This window comes from Haloarcula quadrata (assembly GCF_003634715.1).
In the GTDB taxonomy this organism is placed as follows: Archaea; Halobacteriota; Halobacteria; order Halobacteriales; family Haloarculaceae; genus Haloarcula; species Haloarcula marismortui.
Genome location: NZ_RBWW01000001.1, coordinates 1,018,356 through 1,040,078 on the forward strand (window position 1 = coordinate 1,018,356; position 21,723 = coordinate 1,040,078).

At 61.6% G+C, this 21,723-nt stretch carries 22 protein-coding genes, 1 tRNA gene and 1 pseudogene; 10 read left to right on the forward strand and 14 right to left on the reverse strand.

The features are described 5' to 3' along the window. Positions 1 to 31 precede the first annotated feature (31 nt). A complete protein-coding gene (locus tag BDK61_RS05330; protein WP_004958278.1) occupies positions 32 to 778 on the forward strand; it encodes a class I SAM-dependent methyltransferase in 747 nt (248 codons plus the stop codon). Here BDK61_RS05330 and BDK61_RS05335 read toward each other — a convergent pair. The 4 genes from BDK61_RS05335 to BDK61_RS05350 all read right to left on the reverse strand — a co-directional run bounded on the left by BDK61_RS05335 (position 756) and on the right by BDK61_RS05350 (position 3,600). Next, positions 756 to 1,340 (reverse strand): hypothetical protein, encoded by a 585-nt coding sequence (locus tag BDK61_RS05335; RefSeq protein WP_121302499.1) that lies wholly within the window; start codon positions 1,338 to 1,340, stop codon positions 756 to 758. The genes BDK61_RS05330 and BDK61_RS05335 overlap by 23 nt on opposite strands. Next, on the reverse strand, positions 1,333 to 1,764 hold the full coding sequence (locus BDK61_RS05340) for a CopD family protein (protein WP_004958275.1): 432 nt from the start codon (positions 1,762 to 1,764) through the stop codon (positions 1,333 to 1,335). The genes BDK61_RS05335 and BDK61_RS05340 overlap by 8 nt, the downstream gene beginning before the upstream one ends. 38 nt (positions 1,765 to 1,802) lie before the next feature. Then, positions 1,803 to 2,585, reverse strand: a complete 783-nt coding sequence (locus BDK61_RS05345; RefSeq protein ID WP_121302500.1) for a hypothetical protein — start codon at positions 2,583 to 2,585, stop codon at positions 1,803 to 1,805. Between the two features lie 364 nt (positions 2,586 to 2,949). Beyond that, positions 2,950 to 3,600, reverse strand: coding sequence for a DUF7095 family protein (locus tag BDK61_RS05350; protein ID WP_121302501.1), 651 nt, complete (start codon positions 3,598 to 3,600; stop codon positions 2,950 to 2,952). Between the two features lie 82 nt (positions 3,601 to 3,682). Between BDK61_RS05350 and BDK61_RS05355 the strand changes: the two genes are divergently transcribed. From BDK61_RS05355 to BDK61_RS05370, 4 genes are all read left to right on the forward strand, one after another. Further along, positions 3,683 to 4,708: a DUF2332 domain-containing protein gene (locus tag BDK61_RS05355; RefSeq protein WP_121302502.1), complete on the forward strand. Its 1,026-nt coding sequence runs from the start codon at positions 3,683 to 3,685 to the stop codon at positions 4,706 to 4,708. An 88-nt stretch (positions 4,709 to 4,796) separates the two neighbouring features. After that, a complete protein-coding gene (locus tag BDK61_RS05360) occupies positions 4,797 to 5,495 on the forward strand; it encodes an alpha/beta fold hydrolase (protein WP_007188696.1) in 699 nt (232 codons plus the stop codon). 88 nt (positions 5,496 to 5,583) lie between these two features. Beyond that, entirely contained in the window at positions 5,584 to 6,579 is a 996-nt protein-coding gene (gene ncsA, locus BDK61_RS05365) for a tRNA 2-thiolation protein NcsA (protein WP_121302503.1), read from the forward strand. Positions 6,580 to 6,640: 61 nt separating this feature from the next. Continuing rightward, complete coding sequence (locus tag BDK61_RS05370; protein WP_121302504.1) at positions 6,641 to 7,918, forward strand: type IV pilin; 1,278 nt, start codon at positions 6,641 to 6,643, stop codon at positions 7,916 to 7,918. Between the two features lie 38 nt (positions 7,919 to 7,956). On the opposite strand, the gene ftsZ is transcribed toward BDK61_RS05370, so the two are convergent. The 3 genes from ftsZ to BDK61_RS05385 form a co-directional block, all read right to left on the reverse strand. After that, positions 7,957 to 9,195, reverse strand: coding sequence for a cell division protein FtsZ (gene ftsZ / locus BDK61_RS05375; protein ID WP_007188698.1), 1,239 nt, complete (start codon positions 9,193 to 9,195; stop codon positions 7,957 to 7,959). Positions 9,196 to 9,197: 2 nt separating this feature from the next. After that, on the reverse strand, positions 9,198 to 9,374 hold the full coding sequence (locus tag BDK61_RS05380) for a ribbon-helix-helix domain-containing protein (protein ID WP_004958264.1): 177 nt from the start codon (positions 9,372 to 9,374) through the stop codon (positions 9,198 to 9,200). Positions 9,375 to 9,612: 238 nt separating this feature from the next. Then, on the reverse strand, positions 9,613 to 10,239 hold the full coding sequence (locus BDK61_RS05385) for a double zinc ribbon domain-containing protein (protein WP_004958261.1): 627 nt from the start codon (positions 10,237 to 10,239) through the stop codon (positions 9,613 to 9,615). 263 nt (positions 10,240 to 10,502) lie between these two features. Here BDK61_RS05385 and BDK61_RS05390 point away from each other — a divergent pair. Continuing rightward, positions 10,503 to 10,576: transfer RNA gene (locus BDK61_RS05390), tRNA-Tyr, on the forward strand. A 137-nt stretch (positions 10,577 to 10,713) separates the two neighbouring features. Here BDK61_RS05390 and BDK61_RS05395 read toward each other — a convergent pair. The 3 genes and pseudogenes from BDK61_RS05395 to BDK61_RS05405 form a co-directional block, all read right to left on the reverse strand. After that, the gene (locus BDK61_RS05395; RefSeq protein WP_121302505.1) at positions 10,714 to 11,532 is read right to left on the reverse strand and encodes a universal stress protein; all 819 of its coding nucleotides are present in this window, start codon (positions 11,530 to 11,532) and stop codon (positions 10,714 to 10,716) included. Between the two features lie 128 nt (positions 11,533 to 11,660). After that, positions 11,661 to 12,512: an IS5-like element ISHma10 family transposase gene (locus BDK61_RS05400; RefSeq protein ID WP_121302209.1), complete on the reverse strand. Its 852-nt coding sequence runs from the start codon at positions 12,510 to 12,512 to the stop codon at positions 11,661 to 11,663. A gap of 196 nt (positions 12,513 to 12,708) precedes the next feature. Beyond that, positions 12,709 to 13,888: pseudogene (locus BDK61_RS05405) on the reverse strand (pyridoxal-phosphate-dependent aminotransferase family protein). 524 nt (positions 13,889 to 14,412) lie between these two features. Between BDK61_RS05405 and BDK61_RS05410 the strand changes: the two are divergent. Beyond that, positions 14,413 to 15,402, forward strand: a complete 990-nt coding sequence (locus BDK61_RS05410; RefSeq protein ID WP_121302506.1) for an aldo/keto reductase — start codon at positions 14,413 to 14,415, stop codon at positions 15,400 to 15,402. A 186-nt stretch (positions 15,403 to 15,588) separates the two neighbouring features. Here the strand turns inward: BDK61_RS05410 and BDK61_RS05415 are convergent, their stop codons facing one another. Beyond that, positions 15,589 to 16,269: an IS6-like element ISH17 family transposase gene (locus tag BDK61_RS05415; protein WP_121302507.1), complete on the reverse strand. Its 681-nt coding sequence runs from the start codon at positions 16,267 to 16,269 to the stop codon at positions 15,589 to 15,591. A gap of 274 nt (positions 16,270 to 16,543) precedes the next feature. On the opposite strand from BDK61_RS05415, the gene BDK61_RS05420 reads away from it, so the two are divergent. Beyond that, entirely contained in the window at positions 16,544 to 16,984 is a 441-nt protein-coding gene (locus tag BDK61_RS05420; RefSeq protein WP_244209702.1) for a YhjD/YihY/BrkB family envelope integrity protein, read from the forward strand. Positions 16,985 to 17,170: 186 nt separating this feature from the next. Here the strand turns inward: BDK61_RS05420 and BDK61_RS05425 are convergent, their stop codons facing one another. Continuing rightward, complete coding sequence (locus BDK61_RS05425; RefSeq protein ID WP_244209691.1) at positions 17,171 to 18,505, reverse strand: IS4 family transposase; 1,335 nt, start codon at positions 18,503 to 18,505, stop codon at positions 17,171 to 17,173. A gap of 232 nt (positions 18,506 to 18,737) precedes the next feature. Here BDK61_RS05425 and BDK61_RS05430 point away from each other — a divergent pair, with 232 nt between their 5' ends. Beyond that, positions 18,738 to 19,100, forward strand: coding sequence for a hypothetical protein (locus BDK61_RS05430; RefSeq protein WP_007188704.1), 363 nt, complete (start codon positions 18,738 to 18,740; stop codon positions 19,098 to 19,100). Positions 19,101 to 19,128: 28 nt separating this feature from the next. Here the strand turns inward: BDK61_RS05430 and BDK61_RS05435 are convergent, their stop codons facing one another. Next, positions 19,129 to 19,779 carry a helix-turn-helix domain-containing protein gene (locus BDK61_RS05435; protein WP_011223977.1) on the reverse strand — a complete coding sequence of 217 codons (651 nt, stop codon included), beginning with the start codon at positions 19,777 to 19,779 and terminating at the stop codon, positions 19,129 to 19,131. 146 nt (positions 19,780 to 19,925) lie between these two features. On the opposite strand from BDK61_RS05435, the gene BDK61_RS05440 reads away from it, so the two are divergent. Further along, on the forward strand, positions 19,926 to 20,174 hold the full coding sequence (locus BDK61_RS05440; RefSeq protein ID WP_244209704.1) for a PRC-barrel domain containing protein: 249 nt from the start codon (positions 19,926 to 19,928) through the stop codon (positions 20,172 to 20,174). Between the two features lie 415 nt (positions 20,175 to 20,589). On the opposite strand, the gene BDK61_RS05445 is transcribed toward BDK61_RS05440, so the two are convergent. Further along, complete coding sequence (locus BDK61_RS05445; protein WP_007188706.1) at positions 20,590 to 20,925, reverse strand: hypothetical protein; 336 nt, start codon at positions 20,923 to 20,925, stop codon at positions 20,590 to 20,592. Positions 20,926 to 21,723: the final 798 nt, after the last annotated feature.

Consider the following 21,723-nt stretch of genomic DNA (forward strand, 5'->3'; position numbering starts at 1 on the left):
CGCCGACTACCTCGAAACCACCCGCCGGGGGATGTGGACCGACTCCCGCGAGGCGCTCTCAGACCTGCAGTTGGGCGAGTGCGAGCGCGTCCTCGACGTGGGCTGTGGGACCGGCGAACTGACCCGTGTCCTCCGCGAGGAGACCGACGGCACGGTCGTCGGCCTCGACGCCGATACGGACCTGCTGGCCGCCGCCGGCGACCCGACCGTCTGTGGGGACGCGACGCAACTCCCTTTCGACGACGACAGCTTCGATCTGGTTGTGTGCCAGGCGCTGCTCATCAACCTCCCCGACCCCGAGGTCGCAGTCCGGGAGTTCGCCCGCGTCGCCACCGACCGGGTGGCTGCCATCGAGCCGAACAACGCTGCGGTCACCGTTGAGTCGACCGTCGACGCGGAGCCCATGCTGGCCCGCCGCGCTCGCCGGCTTTTTCTCGATGGAGTGCGGACAGACGTGACCCTCGGTAGTGACGCCGCCGACGTGTTCAGCGATGCGGAGCTGACCGTCGTTTCGACAACACAGTACGACCAGGAGCAGCAAATCGAACCACCCTACGACGACGCGGCGATGCAGGCCGCCCGGCGGAAGGCGACCGGGACCGGGCTGGCTCACGACCGCGAAACGATTCTCAACGGCGAGGCGACGCCCGCCGAGTACGATGCGCTCCGGGAGCGCTGGCGGTCGATGGGCCGCGACGTGGTCGAGCAGATGCAGGACGAGGCCTACGAGCGCCACGAGACCGTGCCGTTCTTCGTCACCGTCGGCGAGATTCCGTGACCCGCTCGCCCCCGGCTTCGGGCAGCAGAGAGCCTGCCAGTCCGTAGACTGCGATATCCAGCAGGCTGGCGAGCAGGCCGACGACGCCGCCGACGATAGCGGCGACACCGGCTCCGATGAGCAGGACCAGTACCACGGTCTGGAGGCTGACCCCGCCGCCCTGTATTGTTGGGACGAGTGCCACCGCGAGCAGTCCCAGCAAGAACGCGACGCCTGCGACACTCCCGGCCGCAACTCCGTGGAGGACGAGGGTTTGCAGCGGGACATCCACAAGTGCCACCCGGCTGTGGACCCACCGAACGGCCAGGACGAACAGCGCCCAGAGATAGCAGAAGACGGCGACGCCGACGAGGGTGTTCAGCCCGGCGAGCAGGTCGGCGAGGCCACCGCTCGCGTGGGCGGCGAGGACGCCGAGCAGGACGAACAGGGCGGTGTCGAACGTGGCGAGCGTCCACGTCACGAGTGACACCGGTCGCGTAGAACGCTGTCTGGCGTCGCGCGCTGGCTTGGTCTCACTCGCTCGTTCCGCCATAGCTTCCCGCTCACGCTGGTTCTCACCCATGCGCGAGGACCTCCGCGAGGACGACGATGCTCAAGAGGACGGCCGCTGTCGCGCCGTAGGCCCGCGAGAGCGTTTGCTGAATGGCCGGGGGTAGGTCGTCGAACGTGCCCTCGCGGTCACTGGCTCGGACGAGCAAAAGCGTACGGACGACCGACCCGCCGATGAGGACAACGACGATGGCGAGTTTCGCCAGCAATGTTCGTCCCCAGTCGGTTCCGGGACCCGGCGGCCCGAGCGCGCCGAGGTTCCCGATGCCGGTGAACACGAGTACGCCGACACCGCCCCAGAACAGCCACTCAAACTGTTGCGCGGGCGCGAGCGAGGCAATAGCGCCGCTCCGATAGCTGTACCAGAGAACGGTCGTGCCGCCGACGAGGGCCGCCATCGCGAGCACGTGGAGGGTTCGAATCAGGAGGGCTGCCATAGCTGTCGCTTCACCGGCAGGTCGCAAAGAACACGGGGTCAGTTCGACTGGTCGATTGTTACCACGTCCTCGCCCGTCGCCACGTTGTACCGCGTCGACGGGTCGACGGTCAGGCTGACGACGCCGCTGTCAAGTGCGTCTGGGCGCTCGAACCGTGCCACCGTTGTGCGGGCGGTGTAATCGGCGGTGTAGACGCAGGGTCGGGTGTAACAGCCGAAGGCGTGGATTCCGGTGTCGGTCGCCTCGATGCGTTTCAGATGGGGCAGTATCGACCCCGATCCCCAGCCGGTCTGGACGACAAGGACGGCCCGGCGCTCGAAGTCCGTCTCCGAAACGAACGCGTGAATTTCGTCCCTCTCGTCGTCGAGTCGATCGACATCGTCGGGCCCGGTCAACAGTGTCGCATAGAGCTGTTTGCCGTTTCCGCCGCTGTCGTCGCCGGGAGAGAACTGTAGCCCTTCCTCGCGAAACACCGTTCCCCGCGCCGGCCGCTGGTCGAACGCCAGCGACGGCTCGGCCGGCATGTTGGCACAGAGGTACAGCGGGTCGTAGTCCTCGTTCTGCCCGTCTCCCGAGCACCTGGGCTCCTCAGTGTCGTACGGCGGCGCGTCGACCCGCTTGACGCCAGCGGGGAGTCTGTTTGGCGTCCGGGTCGGGGTTTCGTTCTCGGTGTCGGTCGGTGTGCCCTGGTCGGTGCCGTTTCGCGGCGTTGGCGTCGTCGCGCCGCCGTCGCCGCCAGCCCCGGGAGCGAGACAGCCGCCGAGGACGGTCGCCGCGAGGCCCCCGACCAGCCCCAGTGTCTCGCGTCTCGTTCGGTTCATACGAGACGCTCCGATCGGCGCGGATGTATCCTTTCTGTACGCTCAAACTCGCGTTGTAGTTGTCATGGACTGTGTCCATGCCCGTGACCTCGCCCAGAGCGATGTCGACCGCCGACAGACCCTTGCAAGGCGAACGGCTACGAACGACACGTGTCGATTCGCGCCTTCCCATGATACCACCGCTCGTCCGCCGCTGTCCGGAGTGCCGTCACGTGACCTGGAGCCGCCGGTTCACTGCGGTCGCCGACGGCGGGAGCGGCTCGCGGCTCGTCGAATGCCCCGCCTGCGGACATCAGTTTTCAACAGTCGACACCCCGTGGTTGCAGTAATCGGTCTGCCAAAGCCGGCCGTGACTGCCTACTGCCTACACCACGTCGCCCCGAACCGTCGCTCCCTCCTGCTGTGCCCGGTACTCTTTGACCGCGTCGGCAGCGTCGCCGGCTTCCGTCTCGTCCATCCCGAGCATCGACAGCGACTGCGTTAGTGTGGGGAAGACGAACTCGTTGTCCCGGAGCTTCTGGAACGCGTCGGGAGACCGTTCGCCGTCGAGCCACAGGCAGGCTCCGCGCGGGTCCAGAATCTGCTCGTAGTCGTTTCGCATCTTGGCCCCTTTGAGCCGCTGGGTGACGTTGTCCTCGAAGGAGGCGTTACACACTTCCAGATGGACCGGTTCGTCGTCGTTCAGGAGGTGGGCGGCGAGGCACTTCTCGGGGGCGGCGTGGCCGTTGGCGTTCGCGCGAATGTACTCGGGGTGCTCGTCGGCCCACGCGGCCCGGACGGTCTTGCCGACGCCGTCGACGCCGTGACTGCGCTGGAACTCCTCGGCGCGCTCGGGCGCGTCTTTGAACAGAATGTCTTTGGTGACGTACACGTCCAACCGCTCGACCGGGTCCAGCCCGAGCGCTACGTCGCCGTACACCCACACCTCCCGGACCGGGACCGGCATCGTCTCGTCCTCGACTGTGGCGACGATTTCTTCGACCCGCTCGACGGCCTCCAGACGGTCCAGACTCATTGCCTGCTCTACCAGTTGCGCGGCCTAAACGCTGACTCTCCGGAGGCGAACACTGATACCACTGTGCTGTCTCCACGAGGATATGTCAGCGCTTCAGGCACAGTTTCGGGACCTGGCTGAGTGGGCCACCGACTCCTCCCCGCTGTACGCTCACCTCTGCCGCGAGGCGGCGGAAGACAGCGATATCCTCAACATCGCAGCGACCGTTCCCGAGGGTCGCCAGGCCCCGCACCTCCTGCTGGCCGCAGTGCATTACCTGCTCGACCGGCATCCTGACCATCGGCTCGCCGAGTACTACCCGAGCATCTCTCCGGAATCTCGGGCCCCTGATGACGGGTGCTTTCCAGCCTTCCGCGAGTTCTGTCTCGACCATGCCGACGCCATCCGGCCGCTCCTGCGGACCCGGCGCACGCAGACGAACGCGGTACGGCGCAGTGCGGTCCTCTACCCGGCCATCGCACAGGTGGCAAGCGCCGCCGACGGGCCGCTCGCGCTGGTGGAACTCGGTCCGAGCGCCGGCCTGAACCTGCTGTTTGACCGCTACCGCTACGACTACGACGGTCGTGTGGTCGGCAACAGCGACTCGCCAGTCACCATCGGGAGTCGCGTCCGACGTGGCGACCCGCCGCTCCCGGAAACGCCGCCCGCTATCCGCTCCCGGGTCGGTCTCGACCGCAATCCGCTCGACGTGACCGACGAGGCCGACAGGGACTGGCTCCGCGCACTTGTCTGGCCCGAACACGAGGAACGGCGCGCCGTCTTAGACGGTGCGCTGACGGTTGCACGCGACGACCCACCCGAGCTTATCGAGGGCGACATGCTCGATGACCTGCCGCCGGTCCTCGACGAGATTCCGTCCGACGTCCCGGTCTGTGTCGTCAACACGCTCGTGCTGTATCAGGTCCCGGCGGAACTGAGCGAGGCGCTGACGGCGTTGCTCGAAGCGCAAATGGCCGAGCGCCAGCTGCACTGGCTCACCGGTCGGCGGGACCTGTCAGGCGGCGAGTCGGTGGAACTGGACTGGAAGCGCTGGAGTGGTGACGGCGTCAAGACGACCCACCTCGTCGACTACGAGCCACACGGGGCGTGGCTGTCGTGGCGGCCGTGAGCGCGTACGGGCGATCCATATCGACAACGCGACGGACGGCTGTCAGGCGTTCACCCGGGCTTATGTCCTCGCCGCGGGAACGTCGGGTATGCAGATTCGCGTGTACGACGAGGGGGCTGTACAGGATTGCCTGTTCGTCCTCGGCTGGGGGAACCGGTGTCGACACCGGACTGTCCAGTGGCTCATCGACCAGCTTACCACGGCGTACCGCGTTCACGCCGTCGAACTGCCGACACACATCACCGACTACCGGCGGGAGTGGGTCGGTCCGGTTCAGGAGTACGCCGCCGACCTCGGCAGGTTCGACCTGCTCGGACACAGCGCGGGCGGACTGACAGCAGCCCATCTCGACGCCGACGGTATTGGGAATCGAGTGTACCTGAGCCCCTGGTGGGACAGTGACTTTCCGGTTCCGGGGCCGGTACTCGACGCTATCGCATCGCTCCCGATTACGAAACCGTTCATCCCTATCGATACCTTGGACGCCGATGCTATCGGCGACCTGGCGACGGCCCAGCAACTCGCGGAGGCTCCGTCGTCGGTTTCGCCCGCCTTCCTTCGGACGGTGTTTCGTGCCCAGCGGTCGCTGCCGCCGGCCCGGGACACTGCCGCGGCGTTTTGCTCACTTACGGACACAGTTGTCGACCCGCGTGCCGTCGGGGAGCGCCTGCCGGCCGACCGCATCCGGCTGTATGACGGCGGCCACGAACTGTTCTCCTCGAGCGGCCGCGAGGACACCGCCGAGACAGTCATCGACACGTTACAGCACGGCCCCGACGCGCTGTGAGGTGTGGCTGTGACCGGTTCGGTGCGACCCTGTCCGTCGAGGCCGAGACGAAACCCTCTCACCATTGCGGCCACGATTACTCGCTACGATGGAGTGCGACAAATGCGGCGAGAATGCGGTGTTACACGCGGCCTATTCCGGGCTTCACCTCTGTGAGTCTCATCTCTGCCGAGCGGTCACGAAACGGGTCCGCCGTCGCATCCGCGAGGACGGCCTCGTGTCCGACGACGCCACGGTTGAGGACCCCGAGACGTGGGTCATCGGCCTCTCGGGCGGCAAAGACAGCGTCGTTCTCACGCAGATTCTGCACGACACGTTCGCCGAAGACCCCCGCATCGAACTGGTTGCGCTTTCTATCCACGAGGGCATTGAGGGCTATCGCGACGCGAGCTTAGAGGCCTGTGAAGAACTGACCGACGATCTGGGCATCGAACACGTCACCGTCTCCTACGCCGAGGAGTTCGGCGTCCAGATGGACGATGTCGTCGAGGACGACCCCGAAGGGATGGCCGCCTGTGCCTACTGTGGTGTGTTCCGCCGTGACCTCCTCTCGAAGTACGCCGAGGAACTCGACGCCGATAAACTCCTGACCGGCCACAACCTCGACGACGAGGCCGAGACGGCACTGATGAACTTCCTCGAAGGCGATATCTCACAGATCGCCAAGCATTTCGAAGCGTCGCTGGGACCGTTCGACTCGTCCGCCGACGCGCCGACGGAGCAGACGCGTGAGGCGCAAGACCACCATATCCCACGGGCCAAGCCGCTCCGTGACATCCCGGAGAAGGAAGTCGCGCTGTACGCCCGGTTCGAAGATCTCCCGGCGCACATCACCGAATGTCCCCACGCCGAGGAGGCTTACCGCGGCAAGATACAGGAGCTCATGCTTGGCCTCGAAGAGAACCACCCCGGAACCCGCCACTCGATCATGGCCGGCTACGAGAAGCTCGCTGCACTGGCTGCCGACACCTACGGCGGCGAGAACAGCGACACCGACTACGGCGAGTGTGACAACTGCGGCGCACCGACGGCGCGGGACCTCTGCCGGAAGTGCAATCTGCTGGACGCGCTGGAAGCGGTCTGAGCGAGAGACCGCGACTGACGCGACAAAGAACTTTTCAATCGAACCTTCTAAACCACGCCGAATGCGTCGGCTCGTGCCCGGCCCTCGCACTGGACGGGGTGTCTCGCCCGTCATCGGGACGGTCCTACTGGTGGCAATTCTCGTCGTCCTGTCTGCCGTCTCAGCAGCGTTCGTCCTCGGGCTCACCGGAGAACAGGACCCCGTGCCACAGGCCAAGCTCGCGCTGGAGCAAACGGAAGCGGCGGGCGAGTACCACCTCGTTCACGAATCCGGTGACACCATTGACGGCGACCGGCTCACGCTTCGTGGCGTGGCTAATCCCGATATCCTCGCCGGTACGGAACTCGCTGCTGGCAAGGCAGTCACTATCGAACCACAGGCTGACACCGTTCGCGTCGTCTGGACCGAACGCGAGGGCGCACCCTCGTCATACGTGCTGACGACGTTCAATCCAGACTTCGTCGCGGGTGCCCTTCCCACCGGAACGGTGTTCACCGGTTCCAGCGGCGGTGTCCGACAGATAATCGGGGCTACGGGGGACACGATGGTTCTTTCGACGTCAAGCGAGCCAACGGCGCTCGGCCCAGCGACGGACATCGACAACGACGGTACCATCGAGGTCCCGTACACCACGAGCGGCGGCGCTGTCAAGATCGTCGATACTGACGGCACCGTCGAAACTGTCACCACCAGTATCCCCTCCGGTAGCGGCATCGACACAGACAAGACCCGCCTCGCCAGCGGGACATGGGGCGGCTGTACGGGCGTCTTCTTCGCGGGCGACGACGATGACATATACTGTTCGACCGTCGGCGGATCGACCACGCACATTGCTGACCCCGGCGACGGCGGCACGGCGATACTGGGTGTCGGCGATATCGACGCTGACGGGGACGACGAGTTCGTCTTCGCCGACGCGAGCGCACAGCTCCAGTACTACGACTCACCGGGTGGATCGCCGACCGCAATCGGTCCTACGCTCGGCGCGAGCACCGGTATGGGAGCTGGCACGCTGGGCGACTTCGACGGTGACGGCCAGTCCCGCGTTGCGGTCGTTGACGGCGGCAACGACATCCACATGGTCGACGCCGGTAGCGACAAAAAAATCGAAAGCGGTGATACCGTCAGCGGCACCGCACCGAGCGCGAAACAGTCATCGGCTGCCGCGGCGGACATCGACGACGATGGCGTCGGCGAACTCGTCTACATCGGTGACAGTAGTGGGAACCTGAAATACATCGATAATATCGACCAGCCGTCCGGGAACTGGGAGCGGAAGTTCCTGACTGATGATGGCGGCTCACAGATCGACGGCGATGTCGAAACTGGTGCTGTCTGACGGTGTGTCTGACCGCAAAAACGGAAAACGAAACGCCGCTACTTGTTCGTCCGGATGACGTCGAGTCCGTTGTTCTTCTCCCGCTGGTCCTGCCCGCCGTCGGTCTCGCTGTAGCCGGTGGTGCGACCGCCGCTGCTCTGACTCCCGCTGTTCGGGGCGGGGCTGTCGAAGCTTTCGACGTTGTCTGACGCGTCGAAGGACGTGTCGTCGCCGACTTCCTGAATCGCCTCGCGGGACTTGTTGGCCTGCTTCTGGGTCGTCGGGCCGAGTACCTGGGCGGACTGGACGCCGGTCATGATGGCCATGACCCGCACCTTACCCTTGTACTCTTCCTGAATCCGTGCGCCCCAGATGACGTTGGCGTCGGCCTCGAGCCGCTCGGTGATGTTCTGTGCGATGCCCTCGGCCTCCTTCAGCGTGAGGTCCGGGCCGCCGGTGATGTGGACCAGGCCACCGCTCGCGCCGCGGTAATCCACGTCAAGCAGCGGATGGTTCATCGCGTCCTTGACGACCTCTTCGGTCTTATTCTTGTCCTGAGTCTCGCCGACAAGCATCACCGCGACGCCGCCCTGATTCATGATGGATGTCATGTCGGCGTAGTCGAGGTTGATGAGGCTTGGCTGTGTGATGGTCTCCGAGATACCCTTGACAGTCTCGGCGATGATCTGGTCCATCACGGAGAACGCCTTGCCGATCGGCAGGTTCGGGACGTAATCGAGCAGACGGTTGTTGTCCAGCACGATGATGGAGTCCGCTTCGTTGCGGAGCTTCTCCAGGCCTTCCTCGGCCTTGACCGTCCGTGCTCGCTCGACGTTGAACGGCGTCGACACCATGCCGACGACGATTGCGCCCTGTTCCTTGGCGATCTTCGAGACGACGGGGGCGGCCCCGGTCCCGGTTCCGCCACCCATGCCGGCGGTAACGAACACGAGGTCAGCGTCGCCCAGCACTTCCTTGATAGTCCCCTGTGCCATCTCCGTCGCGCGCTCGCCCATCGACGGGTCGCCACCGGCACCGAGGCCGTTGGTGAGAGACTTGCCGACCAGAATCTTCGTGTCGGCTTCGATCATCTTGAGGTGCTGTTTGTCCGTGTTGATGGCCACGGTGTCAGCGCCCTCGACGCCGATGTTGTACAGGCGGTTGACCGTGTTGTTGCCGGCGCCACCACAGCCGACGATGACGATGCGCGGGTCGCCGAAGCCGTCGACATCACTGTCGGACAGCTGTTTCTGCTCCTGCTCGTCGCGTTCGAGGGCCTCATTAACGATATCCTGCATCGTTACACCTTGGCCCAGGACCGCTTCTTTTCGGAGGCTTTCTCGGAGCCTTCCTCGGCGAGCATCTCCCGAACCGCCGAGCGAATCGCTTCGCTCCGATTGGGGTACTCGCCCGTCTCGACCATTTGTTCGACCTCTTCAATCTGCTGCTTCGGAATCCGTAGTGTCACACGCTCCATGTTTGGTAGTTTCCCCTTGGGTAAGACGGCCCGGACGGGATCTGTTTACGACCCGCACGAGTGTTTACACAGCGAAACCGCAGTACGAGGGCGGCATCCCCTCGCGTTCGCCGCTGTGTAAGACGACCGTCTTACGCAGAATAAACCACTGACCCTGATGTATTAAAACTTACGGGCAGTGTCATACACTTTCCCGCTTACGGCGTTTAGAGGGCGTGTAATGCGTGCAAACGCTGGTTTAGGTCTGGTCAAGCACATCCGCCGCAGGCGTGCGTCTTCCGCACCCCGGACAGAAACCCCAGTCCGACCGGAGCTCATCGCCGCAATCACAGAACACCCGACGGGATGCCTTCTCACCGCAGTTCGGGCAGTAAACGTGGTCAGAGCCCAGATTTTCACCGCATTGCGCGCATGTCTTACGTTCCTCTGTGTCGGACCTCTCCCGTGTTTCCGGTTCTGTCTTACGCCCGCTCGTGTCGGACGCCTGACTTTCACTGTGAGACCGCCCGTCCTCGGCGCTTGCACCCCGGTCAGCGGTGCGCCGTTGTTCGGTTTCGGCGTTCGCTGCCCCTGCGCTGACGCCGTCTAACGAGATGTTTACGTTGACATCCTGTGGCTGCGGGTGGTGGTGTCGCGTTTGCAGTCGGTCGGCGATGATACTGTCAACACGTTCTTCGATGAGTTCGTCGATCGTCTCGGCGTCGGTCACGGACTCCGACGCCGACGACGGTGGGTCCGACGCTGACGGAGACGCGTCTCCGAGGTACTCCCGGAGCGCCTCGCGCATGACCTCGCTCTTCGAGGCATCGAACGCCTCGAGTTGGTCGATGAGGTCATCGTCAGCACGGAACGTTATTTTACTCATCGGACTCGGTGAGAGTATTATACATGATGGTATTTTAATCTTCCCGCGCTGTCTGACGCCCGTCAGCTACCGGCATGACGCGATACACCGCCTTGCTCAGATTCCCTTGGAGACTGCTTTGACCCGTCTGTCAGAACATCGGCAAGCGGGTCAGACGTGTCTGACATTGGCCAGTGTGTCACTCCGCGTCGTGTGACCGTCCGGCGAACCCTCCGCGAATAACAACCCTTAAGTCCAGACGGCGGGGTATTTTCGGGTGTCGACCGCCCTTAGCTCAGACTGGTAGAGCAGTCGACTGTAGATCGACTTGTCCCCCGTTCAAATCGGGGAGGGCGGACTTGGTTTTCCGCGAATCATCGAACGTGAGACTGTGAGCGGCAAGTACGCCTACCGGGGCGATTTGAGCACGAGTCAGGCGTTCAAATAAGAACGGGCTTGCGTTTCAACCTTGCACCACCCGGCCACTGAAGGCGGTCAGCCGGTGAGCGTAACCGGGCGTTCGGCAGTGAGCATGATGTCCTGCGTGGTGCTCCCGAGGAGGACGTTCGCGATCCCCGACCGTTTGCGTCCGCCTATGACGATGCTGTCGGCGTCCCGGTCCGTTGCGGCGTCGAGTATCTTCCGTCCGACCTCGCCGCCGACGGCGACTCGTTCGACGGAGATGCCCTTCGCTTCCAGATGCTCCGCAGCAGTGACAGCGGCGTCGACCTCCTCAAAGTCGTGGGATGGAGCGCCCTTGTAATCCTGATGTGGGAATACGAAGAGGACCGTTGCTTCGACTGAATCGGGAATGTTGGGAAGGGAAGTCAGGTACTTAGCCTGGTTCCGTGCTCGCTCTTCGCTCGTATCGACTGGGACGAGGACTCGCCGTATTCCGTCGCCGAGGACAACGCTCTCGCCCGTGATTGTGACCGGCCGCTCAGCTGAGAGCAGGACGTCCTGTGCAGTACTACCGAGCAAGACTTTCGAGACGCCCGATCGCTTGCGTCCGCCGACGACGATCTCATCGCTGTCCAGTTCGGTCGCGGTACGGACGATCTGTTGGGCAACGCCGCCGTCATCAACCATTCGAGTTACCGAGACGCCAGCCGCTTCCAGTTGGTTGGCCGCCTGGACAGCAGCGTCTATGTCGTCGAACGCCACCTCAGCAGCGTCGGCGAATTCGTCGGGGGGCACCACGTAGAGCACTGTCGCCTCGACGGTGTCAGTGGCATCCGGGAGCTGTGAAACATAGCTCGCTTGATTCGACGCGCGCGCTTCGTCTCTGTCGACGGGTATGAGTACACTGTACATCACACGTAGATATGTTAGTGCAACTGAATTAAATCATGATATATGTTCCCGCAGGGTAAGAAAGCCAGTCTGCGTGACCAGCTCGACCGAGTGATATGGCTCAATTGAATCCGGCGAATTTCGGCGTTTCAGCGTTCAATTGCCTGCTCCACGTTGTAAACGCCGGCTATGAGCGTTATCTCCCGGAACTGGCGGAACCAGTCACGCGCTCGGACGGCGGAGCCGTGCGAGCGCTTGATTGAGGAGTTGACGGACTCGGTCTGTGATCGCTGACCATAGAGCTCGTCGTCTATTCGGGCGTTGTGTGCGTGATCGTAAGGAGCGAAAACACGGTGCTTTATCAGCGGACGAATCCCGGCGTTTCGAAGCTCCTCACGGAAGCTCATGACATCATAGCCTTTGTCAGCGGCCAAGCTTCGAAGGTCGCCCGCGTTCCGCAGGGCGACCTTCGGGCCGATCTTGGTTTCGTCAGGCCACTTCGTGCTGCAGTGTAAGTCAAGAATTGCTCCCTCAGCTGTATCTACGAGAAACGTCGTCTGGATCGTTTTGACGGAACGATCAATCCGTCGCAAGTAGTGAGACGATGCCTGCTGACGGTCGAAGTAGGTGGCATCAATTGCGGCGTGACCATTCTGGTCCAGCAGCTCCGCCGACCGGCGGAGCAGCTGTCGCCAGACAGTCATCGATGCCCGTTTGAACGCCTTACACAGCGTCGAAGGCGCGGGAAACTCCCCGCGTTGAAGATTCAATACCGCTCGAACACGTTCCATCTCTTCGGCCCAGTCGATGATTTCCTCGTACTCCGCGCTCATGTGTTCGCGCAGATAGAGCAAGACTGCGTGCTTCCAGCCGGCAAACCCGTTGCCGGCTGGATCACTCAGTTCCATCAGCGCAGCGTCAGTAAGCTTTTGAGCGAGTGAAGCCACTTGCTTCACGAAGCGGAAGAGGGTGTTGTGCATAACATTACTCTCCCGCTTCATACCCGTGATTCTAACGACCTATCCCGGCGCCGTCTGTGGATTCAATTGAGCCGAGTGATATGAACCGTACTGCTGTGATGCGCTCGAAGCAGTAGACGCAGGTCTCGAAACAAAGCAAAAACCGAGGGGCCACAAGGTGCTGAATATAGAGCTGCAGAATCTCGAATCGAACTGCGGGTGTCGGCTTGGCGTGGCGTTAGAAGCGCTCGCTCATCGCCGCCAGTCCAGCGTCCACGTCTATGGCCGCGCCCTGCTCACCGAGCGCGTTACCCAGCGCTGCAAGCAGATAGCTGACGTTCTGCCGTCGGGCCGAATGGCCCATGCAGCCGATACGCCAGATGTCGCCTTCCAGTGCACCCAGTCCGCTGGCGATTTCGAGGTCGTACTCGTCTAGCAGGTACTGGATGACCGCGCCGTCGTCAACGCCGTCGGGCACGCGGACGGTGTTCAGACTCGGGAGCCAGAAATCGTCGGGGGCGTTCATCTCCAGCCCCATGCCCTCGACGCCGGCCTTCAGCGCGCCAGCGACGCGCAGGTGGCGGTCCCAGCGTTCTTCGATGCCTTTCGGCGACGAGTCGGAGCGCCTCACGGAGTGCATACACGTTCGTGATCGGGGCCGTGTGGTGGTAGGCGCGCTCATCGCCCCAGTACCCTTCCAGCAGGGAGATGTCCAGATACCACGAGCGGGCCTCGGACTCGCGGGAGAGGACCTTGTCCATCGCGTCGTCGTTGAGCGTGAGCGGGCTCGCGCCCGGTGGACAGGAGAGGCATTTCTGCGGGCCGGAGTACGCCACATCGATGCCCCACTCGTCGACGCGGAGTTCGACGCCGCCCAGCGAGGTCACGCTGTCAGCGATGACCAGCGCGTCGTTTGCGTGGGCAATGTCAGTGAGTTCAGGCACCGACGGCTGGAGAACGCCAGTGCTGGTCTCGGCGTGGACGAACCCGAACACGTCCGGGCTGTGTTCGTCGAATGCCGCTTCGACCGCTGCCGGGTCGAGCGGCTGGCCCCAGGGTGCGTCGACGGTGACGACCTCGCCGCCCGCGCGCTCGGCCATGCTTGCCATCCGGTCGCCGAAGTAGCCGTTCGTCGGGACGAGCATCGTATCGCCCGGCTCGACGACGTTGCCGATGGCCGCCTCCATCGCCGCGGAACCGGTCCCGGAGACCGGAATCGTCCACTTGTTGTCCGTCCGGAACGTATACCGGAGGAGGTTCTGGACCTCGTCCATGATCTCGATGAACGAGGGGTCAAGATGGCCGACCAGCGGCGTACTCATCGCCTTGAGCACGCGCGGGTGGACGTCGCTCGGGCCGGGACCCATTAGCGTTCGATCCGGCGGTGTCAACTCCCCGACAGTGGGTGCCGCATCCATACCCTGGGGTACCCGGTGACTGTGCATTAAAATCAGTGGTCACGACCCCTTAGTCAGGGGGCGGCCTCACATTTCTGCTGGGATCGTCTCTCTCCTGCAAAAGTATAGACTAATTATCACTTATACGCTGCCAGTCACCGGCTGCCACTACCCTACCCCATAATCACAATCGCCAGATGCCACTGGTGTGAAAGGTGTGAACAATCTACCCTGTTTTTACTCTCGTACTGCTAAGGTGGCGTGTGGTCGTCGATGGGATTGTTCGATAACGCTGCGTCCCCTGGGGAAGAACCGAGACGCCGGTACACCTGTTTGGTGTGCCGGGCGTCGTTCGACGTTCAGTACCACTCGTGTCCGGACTGCGGTGGGTACGATATCCGCCGGACGAAGTGGCTCACGTAGCCCCCGGCGTCCACGTTGGCACGTCCACCGGACTGCCTGCTATCGGGCTACACTGCCCTTTTTTGCTCAGCGTGTCTCCGTGTACCACAGCCACCAAGTGACTGTCGACGGTACGGTCGTACGTGAACCGACGACAGTTAGGAACGACGGGGTACGACGTGACGGATGTCGGACTTGGTACCTGGAACATCGGTGGTGACTGGGGTGATGTCTCAGCGGAGGAGGGCCGGGAAACGATTCGTTCGGCGCTTGACGCCGGCGTCGACTTCATCGACACCGCCGACGTGTACGGTGACGGCTTCAGCGAGCAGCGTATCGCCGACGTGCTGGACGAACGCGGGGTCCGCGACGAGGTGACCGTCGCGACGAAGGCCGGCCGCCGGCTCGACCCACATACGGCCGACCGTTATAACTACGAGACTCTCTCTGCACACGTCGACCGCTCGCGGGAGTATCTCGGAACCGATACGCTGGAACTGTTGCAACTGCACTGTCCGCCGACCGACGCCTACTACCAGCCCGAGACGTTCGACGCCCTATCGCGGCTGCAAGCCGAGGGGAAGGTCGCCCACTGCGGTGTCAGCGTCGAACGCGTCGAGGAAGCGCTGAAAGCCATCGAGTACCCGGAAATCGAAACGGTCCAGATCATCTTCAATATGTTCCGCCAGCGGCCTGCGGAGCGGTTCTTCGAGGAAGCCAAGCGCCGCGATATCGGCGTCATCGTCCGCGTCCCACTGGCTTCCGGGCTCCTGACTGGCAAACTCTCCCGGGACATGGAGTTCCCCGAGAACGACCATCGGAACTTCAACATTGAGGGCGAGGCGTTCGACCGCGGTGAGACCTTTGCCGGGCTCCCGGTCGACGCGGGCTTCGACGCTGTCGACGAACTCCGCGAGCACGTCCCCGAGCGAATGACGATGGCCCAGATGGCGCTACGCTGGATTCTGGACCACGACGCAGTGTCGACTGTCATCCCCGGCTCCACCTCACCGGACCACGTCCGGGCGAACGCGGCGGTCAGTGAGATGGCCTCACTCTCGAATCAGGTCCACGGCACGGTGCGTGATATCTACGAGGAGTACGTTTTTGAGGACGTTCACCATCGCTGGTAGTCGCCGCTCCGTAAACGTTTACGATTGCGCACACTTTTCACGGCGGTAAACAACGACTGACGCAACGAAATCTGTCTTAGACTTCTATCTGGAGTAGCGCTTGCGTCCCCGAAATCATATACCAAATATGACCATTCTGGCCACAGAAAATATATGAATACAGACATTTCACGGCTATGGCACTGTCTAGTTCTGAATCTCTTCAGCTGGCGTTTTTCCGTCAAGAGCTTGGTTCGGCCGTTCGTGGTTGTAGTGGTGTCTGAATCGTCGTAACCACTGTTTCGCGCTTGATTGACTGCCCCTCCAGAAGGAGTGAAAGCGGTCGATGCGCATGGTCACAGTCTGGAACCACTTTTCAATGTGGTTCCGGATTCGGTAGTCGAGCCGACCGCTCAAATCGTGACGTGAGAGGGCAGTCAGATAGCCGCCAGCATCAACGAGAAACACTGAATCGGCGACATCGTGTTTCTGAGTGAGCCGATGCAGGAACGCCGCCGCGGGGTCAGTCCCGCGGCGGCTGAACACGTCAACTTCAAGCAGCAGCTTTGATTCGGTATCGACAGCGGCGTACAACCACTTCTTTTCGCCGTCAATCTCGATTTGTTTCTCATCGACCGCGACCCGCGACGGCGACGCCGTCGGCGGGTCGCTCTGTGCTTCAGACAGCGTATGCACCCAATTCCAGACCGCGCCGTGAGAACGATCGACACCCAGCAAGTCTAAGATCGCAACCGTCTCCCTGATCGACAGCCCCGCAGTATGGAGACGCACCCCAAATCGCCGGACGGGTGTCGGAGTGCGCTCATTCTCCCAAACGTCTTGGCTGTCCTCATCTAACGTTTCTCTGAGGAGGTCTGCGAGTTGCATAGGCACTTCTCGCTACGACCTCCTCGCTTCTCAAACTCGCTCAACTAGACAGTGCCCGGCTATCGTCGTGTCAGAATCTGAGAGTTCGTCAGACAATTATCTCCCCCTGTAGTCCACACCCCGAACTGCCCATCAGTCGTCGGCGGACACCGGGTCACACAATGCCTGCCATCGCAGGCGGACGTTCTATTCCCGTGGCTCGCGACCCGTGTACTGTGAGTACCGCTCAGCTATCGATCACAGTCACCATCACCGGAACGCGCCCCAGACACCGATGAGTGGTCTCGTGACCGGACGCGAGATCGTTCAGGCGGCCCGTGATGAGAACGTCCCATTCATGGGGGCCAGCATTGCCTACTATGCGATTGCATCGATCGTTCCACTGCTTGCGCTCTTGCTCGCTGCGCTCTCTACGTTTGGAGGCACTGTTACGCTGCTGGAACTGCTTCGAACGGTCCTCTCCGAGAACGGCCAAGTGATTCTGACGGAACTGCTTGAGAACACGCGCGGCCATGGGGCGACCGGAACCCTGAGTCTGGTGTTGGTCGTCTGGAGCGGCAGCAAGGTGTTCCGCGGCCTCTCCGTTGCCTTTACCGAGGTGTACGGCGAGGTCTCGGACATATCGCTGCCGGCCCAGCTTGTCCGTAGCGCAGTCGTGATGGGCGTGCTCCTCGGTGCGCTGCTCCTGTTCGTCACGGCATCCGTTCTAGTCTAACTTGATTCGGCTGACAGAGATTGTGCCAGAGCTGGTGATACATCTACGGTGAATAACTGGCGCTGAAGATTCGATCTGCTCGTGTGTGACAGCCTGAACTTCTCTCAGGAGGAAGAAGCACTGAATTGCCCATCTGGACCGAGTAGCGCAGCTAACCAGCGACGCGAATCCAGCGTTCTCGCTGGATTACGCGAGCTTGGCGTCAAACGAGTTGTACTGTACCTCCTCAAGCAATAAGGTACGGTGAGCGTTCGGGTTCAATCCGTCGTTCATCAGCGATTTGACGAGACTTGGCGTCTCATAGCCGAGTCGCCGAGCGACTCGGCGGAGTATCCGATCATTCCGGCGGCTCACAGCCTTTGCCCAGCGCTCTCGTGGCAGCAGTGACGACGGCTCAATGTCGTCGTCACTGCAGTTGTCTTCGAGAATCTCGATGAACAGTTCTCGAAGTGTCCGGCTCACAATGAGTGAAATGAGGCTGATCAGAATGAGCGCTTCAACGACCTCTGGTTTGGTTGTATCCATCTTGTCAAGGGCGTATGTAGTCTTGAGTTCACGGAAGAGAAGCTCTACTTCCCATCTAGCTTGGTAGAGCTTTGCGATATCTGAGGCAGCGTAGTCGTCAGCTGGAAGATTCGTGATGTAGAGGTGGTACTGCTGTTGGTCCTCGTTCCAGACACCAACGACGCGAAACGTCTCAACGGCACGGCTGCGCGTGCCGTTGTAGACGCGTCGCTTGAACTCGACCTCGCTCTTGGCATCAATCACGTCACGATGCAGATCGTCCAGAATATCCTGAACTTTTTCTCCCTCCAGAGAAATGGCGTTGCCACGCCATTCCCTGAGTTCGTCGACGATCTTCGGTTGTGCGTTTGGCTTCAACCGCGTCAGGAACCAGCCGCCGTTAGTGTCGATCAAGTCCATCGTCCGGTACTCGAAGTACGCCTGATCGTACAGCAGCAGTGCGTTCTCCAGCCATGGTCCAGTCGACAACTGCGTTGACTCGTGCGTGCGAGCGTCTGTGATAGAAAACTCGGTAGGGAGGCCTGTACTGGTTGATTCGACCACGTGGAGCTTCGCTCCAGCGTGGTCGTCACCAAAGCCAGGGAACTCATCAAACAGCTCCTGGAACAGCGTAATGACTGTCATATCCACGATGAAGACTTCACGGAACTCCTCAAACCGTCCTTGGAGACGGTCGCTCTCGTGATCGAGGTCCTCAAGGGCCTCCTTGAGGACCTCTCGAAGGAATGTACACAGTTCAGGCGTGAACCACTCGTAGAAGGATGAGTACCTGATCGTGCCACCAAAGGTATCGATGTAGGTTTGGCGGAACGCTTCGATTGTTCTGTGCCCGGCTGAGAGAAATCCGAGCGCAAGCGCCCAGAACAGAGCGTCAGCTTCCAACTTCCCGCCGTCGCGCTGCACCAGTCCGGTTGCGCGAGCCAGCTCGCGCAGCCGGCTGTTTGGAAAAGTATTCACCAACCGCTCTTCGATTACCTCATCCGGTGGTAGTTTCATTCACTTTCCACCGGTTTCTCATCCCGGTAACATCTGGTGGTTTTCCTGCTAACTCAGCCTTAGCCTAGAACGGATGGTTCGTCACGGCGCTGTATCTGGCCGCTATCGTGTTGCTGCTCGGTGTCGTCGTTAACGCGACGCTGGACTGGTAGCACCTGTGGACAGCCACGTCGGGTCTTGCACTGGCAGGCAGTAGCTTCCTCCTGTTTCCCCCGGTCTATTCAGTCGCCACATGAGCGAATCATCGTCACTGCGGCCTCGGATCGCCGGGCGTCTGCAGTCCAGCGCGGAACAAGCCATCAAACGCCCAGTCAGAGAAGCCGTCCAGGAGGCGCTCGCAAACGCGGCTCAGACCGGGGGCGGAAACGCCGAACCTGGAAAAGCGGCCACGACTGCGTCGAGACGCGCCAAAACGGACCTGTCGGACAGCACGGACGCTGACCAGTCGATGTCGTCCGCCGGGGACAACAAACCAGTCGGCTCGCGTTCAGGCTCCAGCAGTCGACTCCGGTCTCGCCGGACGCTGGCCTTCGGGCTCGTTGCACTCGGTGCCTACCTCTCCCGCCGCCGTCGGTCTGCAAGCGGGGAAACGTAGCACCGGTAACGACGCACAGTCCGGGCCATCAGTCAAAGTCGACAAACAGTACGTCCTCGACGAGGGCGTCGGTCGCGCGTCTGAGCCGCTCGGAGGCTGCCTGGTGTGTTATACCCAGCGCGTCGGCGAGTTCCGCTAAATCCACCTCGCGGGGCACCTCGAAGTAGCCGCGGTCGGACGCCTCGGCGAGGATCTCGTACTGGGCTGAGGTAAGTCCGTAGCGGCCGGCCGGGTCTTCGTCGAGTTCCCGGATCGAGGAGACCTCGAATGCGAGGTTGTGCTCTGCACAGAAGTCGTGAGTCTTGGAGAACAGCGACCGACGCGGATACAGCACGCGCAGCTTCCAGGCGGTCCCATGGCCCACGGCATCGAGAATCGTCGCCTCCGAGTTCGTGAGCATCTGGACGATGAGGTCGACGTGGTCGACCCATTCCATCCTGAACAGCCACTCGTCCTCAAAGTCGCCCAGCAGTTCGACGTTGTCAACGGAGGGGTCCGCTTCGAGTGTCTGCTCGATGTCCTCGCGCTGACTCCCGCGGACCCACAGCATCGGCATGAGTGCATCGTCACCGCTCGTGACGATCCGCTCAATTTCGAACTGCAGCTCCGGTAACTGTTCCAGCGAGTGATTGAGCGCCAGGTCGCTGGCCGGAACCGTCCCGGAGACGATGGTGGGCATAGATACCCGAACTGGGAGTGGCACGCTGGTATGTCTTTTTGTTGACTATTACGGGTCGGTAGCCACATGATCGTCTCATCGCCCGGCCAGCGGCTGCGTGTGCAAGCACGTCGGTGATGCGCGTCCCGCCGGTAGCGACGACTGCAATGTCTACGATCCAACTGACCGACGACGACGTCGGCAAGACAATTGTCACGGGTACCGGCAACGAAATCGGCATCGTTAGCGGGTACAGATACGGCACCGCCTACGTTGACCCGGACCCCGGGCTAAAAACGACGCTCCTGACGAAGCTCGGCTGGGAGGACACCGACGCCGATGACGGCTACCCGCTGCAGACCGACGCCGTCGACACTATCACCGAAGACCAGATCCGTCTCAGCACGGACCTGTAAGGGGTCTGTAGCTGTCGGACAGACGTATCACGGACCAACGCCGGGTGGGCAAACCCGGCGTGAAACCGTCCCGTACAGGGGAGCATGAGACGGTGGGCGTCGGGAGAGTACGAGCACCCAATGTGCTCGCATACAGTGGTCTGCGCTATCCGATGTTTGTTATACGGCTCTTTATCTGGCGACCATCGGTGAACTGGGCAGCAGGAAGCCGCTACTGAACTTCCTCCACGGCGACCGGACCTACTCGCCGTTGAACACCGCAACCGGTACTTCGGTGGGCGTTATAGCTGTCGACTTCGGCCGTTACTGTCCGTTTGCGACGGACTAGCCAACCGCTACCGGCCGGACTGTGGTACGTCACACGCCGTCCCGGTGTGAGACAAGCCGGCCCATGTCGGACCCGCCGTGATAGCTCTTATTCCTCGGTGGTAAGTTTCGGGCCTGGTTTCCAGGTGTTGCCTTCGAGGACAACAAGGTCGTAGCGTTCGAGCACCTGAAGCGTGTCGACGACCGCCTGGGCGTCGAAGGAGACAGTCATATCCTGGGGCAGTTGCTGGGCGATTGCGCTGCGTGTCCCACCGTCCATCCGGACCACTGTGTCGAGCAACTGTTCGAGGTCGTCGAGCAGCGAGACGAGCGACGTCGAGCCTTCGTCTTCTGTCGCCAGTTTCGACATGACTTCGTCGTAATTCCCCGATATCTCCATCGATACGGACACGGCCTCGTCTTCGATGTCTTCTTCGTCTCCCATAGGAGCAAATATATACACACTTGCAGAAATACGTTTCCATATCTGTTACAACAGACGCATCTTGCGGCTGTTTCACTGCAAAAACGCTCTGTCTGGATATTACTAAGGTTTAGAGATATGACTACATATTAGGGTTTTATAGACCTATTTGGTCAGAGATGAGTATGAAAAGGCCGATTTGGTATTTTATATATGAATATAATATCTTAGCGCCGGGTTAGCTAAACATAATATAGATGTTTAACGTCGAATCTCTGGCCGAGCGTATTACTGTGGTCGCAAAAATCTCACGCCTCGACGCAGGAACATTGCCCCTGTCGTAACCGTTCGGATAAGCCGAACGATAAGCAGTTGCTGTCGTAACGTAAGCCCCGTTCATCGGTGGCTGATTCGACTCTGTCAACGATTAAAAGTGGCGCTGGGGTGGTGTATCCGTCTCGGCCGGCGACATACGACTGACCGGGCAGACTGGCTTTGCCCCTTCCACGGAATAACAAAAGTACGGTTATTATATTTTCGCACTGGACCGTTTACTGTGTCTACTGCTGGACCGGACTGGGGGCGAGCCACGGTGGCGTGGAACACCGCCAGTTCCAGCATACGGAACAAACAGCGTCTCGATTGGGTTTGCCTCCGGTGCGCTTTGCGTTTCCCGACAGTGGACCGACCTTGTGGGAGACGGTGGCAAGCGTGTATAGCCACACATCCGTACATTTCGCTGGGTGCTGTAGTCCGGTGGGTGGCCATCTGTCGCTTCCACAGTATCCAGCACGTGTTCGAGAATGTGAACCATCGGCA

Coding starts and splice junctions, on each gene's coding strand:
- BDK61_RS05330 (WP_004958278.1), top strand. CDS start 32: ATGTGGACCGACTCCCGCGAGGCGCTCTCAGACCTGCAGTTGGGCGAG.
- BDK61_RS05335 (WP_121302499.1), bottom strand. CDS start 1,340: ATGGGTGAGAACCAGCGTGAGCGGGAAGCTATGGCGGAACGAGCGAGT.
- BDK61_RS05340 (WP_004958275.1), bottom strand. CDS start 1,764: ATGGCAGCCCTCCTGATTCGAACCCTCCACGTGCTCGCGATGGCGGCC.
- BDK61_RS05345 (WP_121302500.1), bottom strand. CDS start 2,585: ATGAACCGAACGAGACGCGAGACACTGGGGCTGGTCGGGGGCCTCGCG.
- BDK61_RS05350 (WP_121302501.1), bottom strand. CDS start 3,600: ATGAGTCTGGACCGTCTGGAGGCCGTCGAGCGGGTCGAAGAAATCGTC.
- BDK61_RS05355 (WP_121302502.1), top strand. CDS start 3,683: ATGTCAGCGCTTCAGGCACAGTTTCGGGACCTGGCTGAGTGGGCCACC.
- BDK61_RS05360 (WP_007188696.1), top strand. CDS start 4,797: ATGCAGATTCGCGTGTACGACGAGGGGGCTGTACAGGATTGCCTGTTC.
- ncsA (WP_121302503.1), top strand. CDS start 5,584: ATGGAGTGCGACAAATGCGGCGAGAATGCGGTGTTACACGCGGCCTAT.
- BDK61_RS05370 (WP_121302504.1), top strand. CDS start 6,641: ATGCGTCGGCTCGTGCCCGGCCCTCGCACTGGACGGGGTGTCTCGCCC.
- ftsZ (WP_007188698.1), bottom strand. CDS start 9,195: ATGCAGGATATCGTTAATGAGGCCCTCGAACGCGACGAGCAGGAGCAG.
- BDK61_RS05380 (WP_004958264.1), bottom strand. CDS start 9,374: ATGGAGCGTGTGACACTACGGATTCCGAAGCAGCAGATTGAAGAGGTC.
- BDK61_RS05385 (WP_004958261.1), bottom strand. CDS start 10,239: ATGAGTAAAATAACGTTCCGTGCTGACGATGACCTCATCGACCAACTC.
- BDK61_RS05395 (WP_121302505.1), bottom strand. CDS start 11,532: ATGTACAGTGTACTCATACCCGTCGACAGAGACGAAGCGCGCGCGTCG.
- BDK61_RS05400 (WP_121302209.1), bottom strand. CDS start 12,512: ATGAAGCGGGAGAGTAATGTTATGCACAACACCCTCTTCCGCTTCGTG.
- BDK61_RS05415 (WP_121302507.1), bottom strand. CDS start 16,269: ATGCAACTCGCAGACCTCCTCAGAGAAACGTTAGATGAGGACAGCCAA.
- BDK61_RS05420 (WP_244209702.1), top strand. CDS start 16,544: ATGAGTGGTCTCGTGACCGGACGCGAGATCGTTCAGGCGGCCCGTGAT.
- BDK61_RS05425 (WP_244209691.1), bottom strand. CDS start 18,505: ATGAAACTACCACCGGATGAGGTAATCGAAGAGCGGTTGGTGAATACT.
- BDK61_RS05430 (WP_007188704.1), top strand. CDS start 18,738: ATGAGCGAATCATCGTCACTGCGGCCTCGGATCGCCGGGCGTCTGCAG.
- BDK61_RS05435 (WP_011223977.1), bottom strand. CDS start 19,779: ATGCCCACCATCGTCTCCGGGACGGTTCCGGCCAGCGACCTGGCGCTC.
- BDK61_RS05440 (WP_244209704.1), top strand. CDS start 19,926: ATGTCTACGATCCAACTGACCGACGACGACGTCGGCAAGACAATTGTC.
- BDK61_RS05445 (WP_007188706.1), bottom strand. CDS start 20,925: ATGGGAGACGAAGAAGACATCGAAGACGAGGCCGTGTCCGTATCGATG.